The following is a 9959-nucleotide window of genomic DNA, read 5'->3' as shown; positions in this document are numbered from 1 at the left end:
GCCCCGACGGGGTGATCAGGACTCGCCGCCGAAGGAGCCGGACTGACCGGCGTTCACGTTCGTCAGGTCGTACTTGTCGATGGCCTGGCGGACCACTGCGGGATCCACCTTGCCCTCCTTGGCGAGCAGCTGGAGGGCCTTGACGACCATCGAGTGCGCGTCGATCTTCAGGTGGCGACGAGCGGCCGGACGGGTGTCGGAGAAGCCCCAGCCGTCAGCGCCGAGCACGCCGTAGCGTCCCGGGATCCACTCACGGATCATGTCCGGCACCATGAAGTCGTAGTCGGAGGTCGCGACGAACGGACCCTCCACGCCCTCGAGCCGCTCGGAGATCCACGGCGTGCGCTGATCCTCGGGGTGCAGGAGGTTGTGCTTCTCGGCCTCCTGGGCCTCCTTGCGCAGCTCGGTCCACGAGGTCACCGACCAGACGTTGGCCTTCACTCCCCAGTCCTCGGCGAGCAGCTCACGGGCGTGCAGCGCCCACGGGACGCCCACGCCGGAGGCGAGCAGCTGCGCCTCGGGGCCCTCGCCCTCGGACCTGGGCTCGAGCAGGTACATGCCCTTGAGCAGCCCCTCGACATCCAGGTCCTCGGGCTCCGCGGGCTGCACCATCGGCTCGTTGTAGACGGTGATGTAGTAGAAGACCTCGCTGACGCGGTCGTCCTCTCCGTACATGCGCTGCAGACCGTCACGGATGATGTGGCCGAGCTCGTACCCGTAGGTCGGGTCGTAGATGACGGCGCCCGGGTTGGTCGCGGCGAGGATCGGCGAGTGGCCGTCCATGTGCTGCAGGCCCTCACCGGCGAGCGTGGTCTTTCCCGCGGTCGCGCCGATCACGAAGCCCTTGGCCATCTGGTCCCCGGCGGCCCAGAAGAAGTCGCCGGTGCGCTGGAACCCGAACATCGAGTAGAAGATGTAGAAGGGGATCATCGGGAAGTCGTGCGTGGCGTACGAGGTGCCGGCTGCGGTGAACGCCGCCGTGGAGCTGATCTCGTTGATGCCCATGTGCTTGATCTGGCCGGAGGTGGACTCCTTGTAGGCCAGCAGCAGGTCACGGTCCACGGACAGATAGTTCTGCCCATCGGGGTTGTAGATCTTCGCCGTCGGGAACAGCGAGTCCATCCCGAAGGTGCGGGCCTCGTCAGGGACGATCGGGACCCAGCGCTTGCCGGTCTCCTTGTCCCGCATGAGGTCCTTCAGCAGCCGCACCAGCGCCATCGTCGAAGCGATCTCCTGCTTGCCGGAGCCGCGCCTGACGACCTCGTAGGCCTTGTCGCCGGGCAGGTTCAGCGGCTTGTGCTCGGTGCGGCGGGACGGCACCGGTCCGCCCAGGGCCGCGCGTCGCTCCTTGAGGTACTTCATCACCGGCGCGTCGTCGTCCGGCAGGTAGAACGGTGCGTCGTAGACGCTGCCGGCCTCGAGCTGCTCGTCGCTGATCGGGATGCGCAGGGTGTCCCGCAGCGCCTTCAGATCCTCCGGCGTGAACTTCTTCATCTGATGGGTCGCGTTGCGGCCTGCGAAGTTCTTGCCCAGGCGGTAGCCCTTGACGGTGTGGGCGAGGATCACGGTGGGCTTGCCGTTGCGCTCGGTGGCCTGCTTGAACGCGGAGTAGATCTTCTTCGAATCGTGGCCGCCGCGGTTGAGCTTCCACCAGATGTCCTCGTCGGAGAGGTCCTCCACGAGGGCCTTGGTCCGCGGATCGCGGCCGAAGAAGTTGTCGCGGATGAAGGCGCCGTCCTCGGCGCGGTAGGTCTGGTAGTCGCCGTCGGGGGTGGCGTTCATCAGGTCGATGAGCGCACCGTCGGTGGACTTCTCCAGCAGCGGATCCCAGCCGTCGCCCCAGATCACCTTGATGACGTTCCAGCCGGCGCCCCGGAACTGGCTCTCCAGCTCCTGGATGATCTTGCCGTTGCCGCGCACCGGGCCGTCCAGGCGCTGCAGGTTGCAGTTGACGACGAAGGTGAGGTTGTCCAGGTGCTCCTTGGCGGCGATGTGCAGCGCGCCTCGGGACTCGACCTCGTCCATCTCGCCGTCGCCGAGGAACGCCCAGGTGTGCTGCTCGCTGGTGTCCTTCAGACCACGGTTCTGGAGGTACTTGTCGAAGGAGGCCTGCTCGATCGCGGCGACCGGGCCGATGCCCATCGACACGGTCGGGAACTCCCAGAAGTCCTGCATCGCGCGCGGATGCGGGTAAGAGGGCATGCCGTGCTCGCTGGAGACCTCCTGGCGGAAGCCGTCGAGCTCCTCCTGGGAGAGGCGGCCCATCATGTAGGCGCGCGAGTAGATGCCGGGGGAGGCGTGGCCCTGGAAGAAGACGTGGTCGCCGCCGCCGGGGTGGTTGCGCCCGCGGAAGAAGTGGTTGAAGCCCACCTCGTACATCGTGGCGATCGAGGCGTAGCTGGAGAGATGCCCGCCGACGCCGATGCCGGGCGCCTGCGCGCGGTGCACGACCATCGCCGCGTTCCAGCGGTTGATGTTGCGCAGCTCCTTCTCGAGCTCGGCGTCACCGGGATACTCCGGCTGCTCCTCGACAGAGATCGTGTTCACGTAGTCCGTGGTCAGCGACTCGGGGAGGTGGATGTCCTCGTCGCGCGCATGCTGGATGACGCTCTGGACGATCTCGGAGGCGCGCCCGGCGCCCCGGTGCTCGACGAGACCGTCGAAAGAATCCAACCATTCCCGGGTCTCTTCCGGATCAGGATCCTGGGCATGGCTCGGCAGATTGATGCCGATGGGACGAGGAGTCTCGTGCGAAGTCACACTGTCCTTCTCTCTACGGGAGGCGACGGACCGGCCGTGGGAGCTGAGGATCGCCGGTGGGCCCGGCTCCTTCGGCCTCGGTGCAGGCAAGCCTACCGTCGACGTGGCCGCCAGAGACCTTCACACTCCCTCCGCATCTGTGATGCGCAGGACATCCAGCGCCCGCCCCCGCACGCACAGGCGCTCCTCTCACGTGATGCATCGGGCAGTGACGTGGCATAGACTCAGCCCCGCGTCACCCGACCTCGGGGCATCTCGCCCTGCAGTGATGGTGGCCAGCCATGCTCTACCCCCTTTCGTGAGGAGTCCTTTCTTGTCACCGTCGGCCGACGCCCCTTCGTCCAGCTCCCTGTCCGAGGTGCTGAACTTCACCTCGGGTCAGATCGTGCAGGAGATCGGTTACGACGACGACGTCGATCTCGAGCTCCGCGACGCGATCGAGGACCTCATCGGCGGCGAGCTCGAGGACGAGGACACCCAGGAGATCGTGGACGCCGTCGTGCTGTGGTGGCGCGAAGGCGACGGCGACCTCACCGACGCCATGGTCGACACGCTGCGCAACATCGACGCCGGTGCGCCGGTGTGGGTGATGACGCCGAAGGCGGGTCGCGACGGACACGTGATGCCCGGCGAGATCCAGGAGAGCGCCGGGATCGCCGGTCTGCGGGTGATGAGCTCGGTGAGCCTGGCCAAGGATTGGACCGGCACCCGCCTGGCCAGCCGCGCCAGCTGAGCGCTGCCGCGACGGCGTTCCGTCGCGGGGAGCAGGGAGTCCGCTCCCGCCCGGGTCGTTAGCTCAGTTGGTCAGAGCGTCTGGTTTACACCCAGAAGGTCGGGGGTTCGAGCCCCTCACGACCCACTTCGGAGAAGGCCCCCCTCTGCACCGACGGTGCAGGATCGGGGGCCTTCGCGCGGAGACGGGCGCGGCGGGGGCTCGTCCACGGAGCCGGAGAAGGGGTATCCGGTGCGCGGGGAAGGCGCGGGTGAACTGTGCCATGCCGCTCTCCGGGCCCGCCCGGCCGCGTGCGAGGATGCTCCGCATGCCTGAGACCGGAACGCCGCCCGCCCCTCGCGCGCGCGTGGAGATCATCGACTACCTCAGGCTGGTCGCAGCCCTCTCGGTGATGGCCTTCCACTACCTCTACAACGGCATCGACAACGGCAAGATCTCCAGCATCTCGCACGAGCCGATCGCGCAGATCGCCCAGCACGGGTACCTCGGAGTGAACCTCTTCTTCATGATCAGCGGGCTGGTCATCACCGCGTCGGTGCACGGCAAGAGCGCCCGGCAGTTCGCCATCGGCCGGGCTCTGCGTCTCTACCCGGCGTTCTGGGTGGCGGTGGGGATCACCACCTGCTTCGCCCTGGTCCTGGGAGGAGAGAGGATGGGCGTCACCGCTGAGCAGGTGCTGGTGAACCTCACCATGATCCCCTCCGAGCTGGGCGTGCCCTTCGTGGACGGGGTGTACTGGACGCTGCTGTACGAGCTGCAGTTCTACGCGCTGGTGTTCGTGCTGGTGCTGTGCGGGCAGGGACATCGGGTCGGTGCGCTGATGCCCGCCTGGGCGATGCTGATGCTCTACATCATGGTCGCGGCCCCGGAGCTCGCCGACGCCGCCCCGTACCTCGGCGACTACTTCGTCTGGTTCGCGGCCGGTGCGATCATCTCGACGATCGCCGAGCACGGCTGGAGCACCTACCGGGCGGCCGGACTGCTCGCCGCCTATCTGGCGATCACCGGCTTCGACCCCGACCTGACGATGCTGCTGAAGTCCCTGGTGTTCTTCACCATCCTCGCCACGCTCATCCCGAGGGTGCGCACCCTGCGCCTGCCCGGTGCGAAGACGGCCGGGGCGCTGACCTACCCCCTGTATCTGCTGCACGCCCACATCGGGTACATGCTGCTGGACACCTTCGCGACCGAGTCCACCAAGTGGCTCGCCTACGCGGGCGTCTCCGTGCTCGTCATCGCTCTGGCGTACCTGCTGCACGTGGTGGTCGAGCGACACCCCGTCTCCCGACGATTCTGGAGCTGGCTGCTGGAGAACACCCTGGGGGGTGCGGTGGATCTGATGCAGCGGGTCGTGGACGCGGTGACGCGTCGGGAGGCTCGCTCCCGCGGCCGCCGCACCGGTGACGCCGAGCGGGCCGACAGCGCCGAGCGGGCCTGCGGGGCCGACGGCGCCGAGCGGGCTGATAGCGATGAGCGGGCCGACGAGCCCGCGGTGATCAGCGGGTCACGGAGTACAGCAGCACGAGCACCACGGGCACCGCGAGCACCAGGCAGCCCCAGATGATCGCAGTCTTCTTGTCCCGCGCCTGATCCTCGGGGGTGCGGGGCGGGGCCTCCGGGCGTCCGGCGGCCTCCCACTCCTCACGGGCTTCCTTGCGGCGCAGCAGCAGGCGACCCACGATCACCACGACGGAGACCAGGATCGCGACGAAGAGGGCGAGCAGGATGAGGGTGTCGATGGCGAATCCTCCGGACTGGCGAGGGACGGGCGAGGGGCGGAGCTGGTGACGGGCACCGGCCCGGCGAGGGCGGTGGGGGCGGCGCACCCGGCTCCGAGCGGCCGGCGGGCGTCTCCCGCCGACTGTGCACAGGGTCTCACGGCCCGACCCCGGGACCTGGACGGTTCCTATACTGGCGGAGCCGTCACGTCCGGTCCGCCGCGCACCTCGCGCGGCGCAGTCCCGGGCTCGAATGGAGGAGGAGCCGCGCAGGTGAATGCACCCAGCAGAGAGTTCGACATCGAGGCGATCCGAGCGGACTTCCCGATCCTCTCCCGCATGCTCGATCCCGACACCCCGATGATCTATCTCGATGGGGGAGCCACCTCTCAGCGCCCCCGCCAGGTGCTCGACGCCGAGATCGACTACCTGCGCAGCGACCACGCCGCGGTCAAACGCGGAGCCCATCGCATGGCAGGGGCCGCGACCGATGCCTACGAGAACTCCCGCGAGCGGGTCGCGGCCTTCCTCGGCGCCCCGTCCTCTGACGAGGTGGTGTTCACGAAGAACGCCACCGAGGCGCTGAACCTCGTCGCCCACTCCCTCGGCAACGGGGACGGCTCCACCCCGGAGCGCCTGCGGGTGCGCGAGGGCGACGAGATCCTGGTGACCGAGATGGAGCATCACGCGAACCTGGTGCCGTGGCAGGAGCTGGCACGCCGCACCTGCGCGACACTGCGCTGGATCCCGATGGCTGAGGACTTCACGCTCGACCTCACGGGGCTGGACTCTCTGCTCACCGAGCGGACCAAGGTCGTCGCCTTCACCCACCAGTCCAACGTGCTGGGCACCGTGAACCCCGTCGGCCGGCTGGTCGAGGCCGCCCGCGCCGTCGGCGCGCTCACGGTGCTGGACGCGGCGCAGTCCGCGCCGCACATGCCCTTCGACGTCGACGCCCTCGGAGTGGACCTCGTGGCGCTGTCCGGGCACAAGATGCTCGGCCCCACCGGCATCGGCGTGCTCTGGGGCCGGTACGAGCTGCTGGCGCAGATGCCTCCCTTCCTCACCGGCGGGTCGATGATCGAGATCGTCCACATGGACCACAGCACCTACGCGGAGCCGCCCGCCCGCTTCGAGGCCGGCACCCCGCCGATCTCCCAGGCCGTGGGCCTCGCCGCGGCCTGCGACTATCTCGACGCGCTCGGCATGGACCGCATCGCCGCCCACGAGCAGTCCCTGACCCAGCAGGCGCTCGCGGGGCTGGCCGGCATCGACGGGGTGCGCATCATCGGCCCCGCCGCGTCACCGCAGCGCACCGGCGCGGTCTCCTTCGACGTCGCCGGCCGCCACCCCCACGACGTCGGCCAGGTGCTGGACTCCCTCGGCATCGAGGTGCGGGTGGGCCACCACTGCGCCTGGCCGCTGCACCGCCGCTACGGCCTGCACGGCACCACCCGCGCCAGCTTCTCCGTCCACACCACCACCGCCGAGGTCGACGCCTTCGTCGCCGGCGTCGCCCACACCGTCGACTTCTTCGGATCCCTCTCATGAGCACTCATCTCTCCGCCCTGTACACCGAGCTCGTCATCGAGCACGACAAGCGGCCCCTCCACGCCGGACTGCGCGAGCCCTTCGGCGCCGAGGTCCACCACGTCAACCCCACCTGCGGGGACGAGATCACCCTTCGCCTGCAGCTGGCCGCCGACGGCTCGGAGCGCATCGAGGACGTCTCCTACGACGCCGTCGGCTGCGCCATGAGCCGCGCCGCCGCCTCGATGATGGCCGACCTGCTGATCGGCCGCACAGTGGAGGAGGTCGCCCCCGCGCAGGAGCACTTCGAGGAGGCTATGAAGTCCCGGGGCCGTCTCGAGGGCGATGAGGACCTGCTCGGCGACAGCGTCGCCCTGCTGGGTGCGGCGAAGTTCCCGGCGCGGGTGAAGTGTGTGCTGATGCCCTGGAAGGCCTATCAGGCGGCGCTGGTCGAGACCCGCGCGCTCGGGGCGTGAGCGCCATGACGGATCGGGCGACAACGGACCAGGTGCAGGCCGGCGAGGTGCTGCGTGTGCTCGAGGAGGCCTATCCGCTGTCCTGGGCGGAGCCCTGGGACCGGGTGGGCCTGGTGCTGGGAGAGCGCGAGGCCTCCGTGCAGCGGGTGCTGCTGGCCGTGGACCCGACGGTCGCGGTCGCCAGGGAGGCCGTCGACCTCGGCGTCCAGCTGCTCATCACCCACCATCCTCTGCTGCTGCGGGGAGCGAGCTTCCTGCCCTCTGACGACGGCAAGGGTGCGGTGGTCACCCACCTGCTGCGGCACGGCACGGCGCTGTGGTGCGGGCACACGAACGTGGACCGCTCCACCCGGGGGACCGTCGGTGCCTGGCTGCGGTCGCTGGACCTCGCGGACGCGCGTCCGCTGCTCGCCGGGGAGGAGCCCGCCGAGGCCGCGCACGGCTCTCGGCGCTTCGGCCTCGGCGCCGTCGGGACCCTGCCCGCCCCGACCACGGTCGGGCGGCTCGCCGCCTCGATCGCGGACCTGGTGCCGACCACGGCCCGCGGCATCCTGCACACCGGCGCGGCAGACCGCGAGGTGCGCACGGTGGCCGTGTGCCCCGGCGCCGGAGACTCGTTCCTGGAATCCGCCGCGGCCGCGGACGCGGACGTCTACATCACCTCGGACCTGCGCCACCACCCGGCGCTCGAGCACCTGGAATCCTCCGCCGACGCCGCCGCGGTGCCCGCTCTGATCGATGTCCCGCACGCGGCGAGCGAGGCGCTCTGGCTGCCGCTGGCGAAGGAGCTGCTGACCGAGGCTCTGCCCGGCTTGGAGGTGCTGTTCAGCGAGCACACGACGGACCCCTGGAGCGGCCGGGTCGGGTGATCGGCCGGGTCGCGTGATCGGCAGGATCTGCCGGCCGCGTCGGTGCGCAGCCACCCCGGCCGCCGGCGGACTCAGCCCACCCGGTCCACGACCACGAGCCGGTCGCCGTCGAGCTCGACCTGCAGTCCAGATCTGACCCCCTGCGTGCCGATCCCCTCCGTGCCGAACGCGGCGCGGACGACGTCGACGGCCTCGTCGGCCGAGGCGGGGGTTCGCTCCGCCTCCAGCAGCGCCCCGGTCACCAGCCCGCGGTACCGCTTGGCATCGTGCGAGATCACCTTCCGCACTCCGGCCCGCTCCTGGACGGGGGACACCTCCAGCACCCGCACCCCGTCCCCGCTGCGCATCGACATCATCGAGCGGTACGAGCCCGAGCGGCAGTCGATCACCAGTGGGGAGCCGCTCTCCGCCTGCTCACGGCGCAGCTCGGGCACGAGGGGCCTGAGATGCGGCGCCCACCAGGACGCGGCCTTCCCCAGGCGGGAGAGAGTCGAGGAGGCGGAGAGCCGGTAGGCCGGGATCCGGTCGGTGCCGGCATCGACCAGCCCGAACAGCGCGCTCTGGACCAGCAGCCGACGATCCGGGGTCGGAGAGTGGTCTGCCCGGAGCTGTTCGTACAGCACGCCCGAGTAGACGGACAGGGCCTCGGCGGTCGGCTCGGACTCGATCCGCGCCATGCGCTCGAGCAGTTCGGGGGAGGAGGCGGGGACGCCGAGCTTCGCTCCGCCGTCCGCCGACGCGGCGGTGCGCTGAGCGGCCCGCAGCACGGTGCTGCGTGCCGCCGTCAGCTGCGGCAGGCCCAGCGATTCCAGCTCCAGGGGAGCGGCGCCGTCATCGGCGGGGCGGGTCTTGGCCTCCGAGGGCGGCAGCAGGATCAGCATCCGTCCATTCTGTGCCGCCACCCCTTGGCCAGCAGGGCAGACACCGGGAGATGTTCGGCACGTCGCCCTTCCGCACGGCCGCGACGTGACCAGCCCCCGAGCTGGAGAACCAGGCACCCAGGGCGCGCAGCGAAGGTCGCTCACGGCGCTGAGGGCAGGGGAGGCACAGGCGAGGGACGGGGGACGTCGGCGGGTATGCTGTGCGCTGGACCAGTCGGCCGGGCAGCCGCGTCCTCGGAGCTCCGGCTCCGGGGCCGAGGAAAGTCCGGGCTCCATCCGGCACGGTGGTGGGTAACGCCCACCCGGAGTGATCCGCGGGACAGTGCCACAGAGAGCAGACCGCCGCCGCACCCCACGGGGCGCGACGGTAAGGGTGAAAGGGTGGTGTAAGAGACCACCGCGGCCTCGGCGACGAGGTCGGCACGGTAAACCCCACCGGGAGCAAGGTCAGACAGGGGATGTTCGAGGGCGCCGGCCCGAGTCCCCGGGTAGACCGCTGGAGGTCGTCGGCAACGGCGATCGTAGAGGGATGGCTGCCGATCACAGAACCCGGCTTACAGGCCGGCTGGTCCGCCCTCGGCGCCCGGGCCGCTTTCGCGGGCTGGGGCGTCCTCGAGGGCGGGAACGATCGCCGCGCCGCGCAGAGTGGTGAGCCCCGCGCGGCGCCGCAGCCCGCAAGGGAGCTCAGCTCGTCGCGGTGCTCCCGGTGGACCTGCTGGCCGGGGCCTTGGCTGCGGTGGCTGACGTCTTCGTCGTGCTCTTCGCAGCCTTCGTGGACGTTGCCTTCGTGGAGGCCTTCTTCGAGGATGCGGCCTTCGTTGACGCAGTCGTCGTGGATGCTGCCGTGGTGGCCGACTTCTTGGCAGCAGGCTTCGTGGCAGCAGGCTTCGTGGCGGCGGACGTCGTCGTCGTGGCCTTCTTGGCGGCGGGCTTCTTCGCGGGAGGCTTCTTCGCGGCGGGAGCCTTCTTGTCCGCAGTGGTGCGCACGGCCG

8 protein-coding genes, 1 tRNA gene and 1 other RNA gene are annotated in these 9959 nt (G+C 70.0%); 7 read left to right on the top strand and 3 right to left on the bottom strand.

The window, feature by feature from the left end; genetic code table 11:
• Positions 1-15: 15 nt before the first annotated feature.
• A complete protein-coding gene (aceE, locus tag VF289_RS01940) occupies positions 16-2760 on the bottom strand; it encodes a pyruvate dehydrogenase (acetyl-transferring), homodimeric type (RefSeq protein ID WP_330880544.1) in 2745 nt (914 codons plus the stop codon).
• 313 nt (positions 2761-3073) lie between these two features.
• Between aceE and VF289_RS01935 the strand changes: the two genes are divergently transcribed.
• From VF289_RS01935 to VF289_RS01925, 3 genes are all read left to right on the top strand, one after another.
• Positions 3074-3493 carry a DUF3052 domain-containing protein gene (locus VF289_RS01935; protein ID WP_330880542.1) on the top strand — a complete coding sequence of 140 codons (420 nt, stop codon included), beginning with the start codon at positions 3074-3076 and terminating at the stop codon, positions 3491-3493.
• A gap of 52 nt (positions 3494-3545) precedes the next feature.
• A tRNA-Val gene (locus VF289_RS01930) sits at positions 3546-3619 on the top strand.
• 181 nt (positions 3620-3800) lie between these two features.
• Positions 3801-5057, top strand: a complete 1257-nt coding sequence (locus VF289_RS01925; RefSeq protein WP_330880540.1) for an acyltransferase — start codon at positions 3801-3803, stop codon at positions 5055-5057.
• Here the strand turns inward: VF289_RS01925 and VF289_RS01920 are convergent.
• The gene (locus tag VF289_RS01920) at positions 4990-5319 is read right to left on the bottom strand and encodes a hypothetical protein (protein WP_330880539.1); all 330 of its coding nucleotides are present in this window, start codon (positions 5317-5319) and stop codon (positions 4990-4992) included. The genes VF289_RS01925 and VF289_RS01920 overlap by 68 nt on opposite strands.
• Before the next feature lie 165 nt (positions 5320-5484).
• Between VF289_RS01920 and VF289_RS01915 the strand changes: the two genes are divergently transcribed.
• The 3 genes from VF289_RS01915 to VF289_RS01905 are packed head-to-tail and all read left to right on the top strand — an operon-like array spanning position 5485 to position 8086.
• Positions 5485-6762 carry a cysteine desulfurase gene (locus VF289_RS01915; RefSeq protein ID WP_330880537.1) on the top strand — a complete coding sequence of 426 codons (1278 nt, stop codon included), beginning with the start codon at positions 5485-5487 and terminating at the stop codon, positions 6760-6762.
• The gene (gene sufU / locus VF289_RS01910) at positions 6759-7217 is read left to right on the top strand and encodes a Fe-S cluster assembly sulfur transfer protein SufU (RefSeq protein WP_330880535.1); all 459 of its coding nucleotides are present in this window, start codon (positions 6759-6761) and stop codon (positions 7215-7217) included. Before VF289_RS01915 ends, sufU begins: the two co-directional genes overlap by 4 nt.
• Before the next feature lie 5 nt (positions 7218-7222).
• The gene (locus tag VF289_RS01905) at positions 7223-8086 is read left to right on the top strand and encodes a Nif3-like dinuclear metal center hexameric protein (protein WP_330880547.1); all 864 of its coding nucleotides are present in this window, start codon (positions 7223-7225) and stop codon (positions 8084-8086) included.
• A gap of 71 nt (positions 8087-8157) precedes the next feature.
• Here the strand turns inward: VF289_RS01905 and VF289_RS01900 are convergent, their stop codons facing one another.
• Positions 8158-8967 carry a YaaA family protein gene (locus VF289_RS01900; RefSeq protein WP_330880533.1) on the bottom strand — a complete coding sequence of 270 codons (810 nt, stop codon included), beginning with the start codon at positions 8965-8967 and terminating at the stop codon, positions 8158-8160.
• Between the two features lie 210 nt (positions 8968-9177).
• On the opposite strand from VF289_RS01900, the gene rnpB reads away from it, so the two are divergent.
• Positions 9178-9540: RNase P RNA component class A (gene rnpB, locus VF289_RS01895), an RNA gene on the top strand.
• Positions 9541-9959: the final 419 nt, after the last annotated feature.

Origin of the sequence: Brachybacterium sp. (assembly GCF_036379615.1) — a bacterium.
Lineage (GTDB): Bacteria > Actinomycetota > Actinomycetes > Actinomycetales > Dermabacteraceae > Brachybacterium.
Note: the sequence above shows the minus strand (reverse complement) of the source record. Positions and strands in the feature narration are given on the sequence as shown.

Bases quoted from the DNA above. Each gene is read 5' to 3' on its own strand.
- VF289_RS01925 (WP_330880540.1), top strand. From the start codon at position 3,801: ATGCCTGAGACCGGAACGCCGCCCGCCCCTCGCGCGCGCGTGGAGATC.
- VF289_RS01900 (WP_330880533.1), bottom strand. From the start codon at position 8,967: ATGCTGATCCTGCTGCCGCCCTCGGAGGCCAAGACCCGCCCCGCCGAT.
- VF289_RS01905 (WP_330880547.1), top strand. From the start codon at position 7,223: ATGACGGATCGGGCGACAACGGACCAGGTGCAGGCCGGCGAGGTGCTG.
- sufU (WP_330880535.1), top strand. From the start codon at position 6,759: ATGAGCACTCATCTCTCCGCCCTGTACACCGAGCTCGTCATCGAGCAC.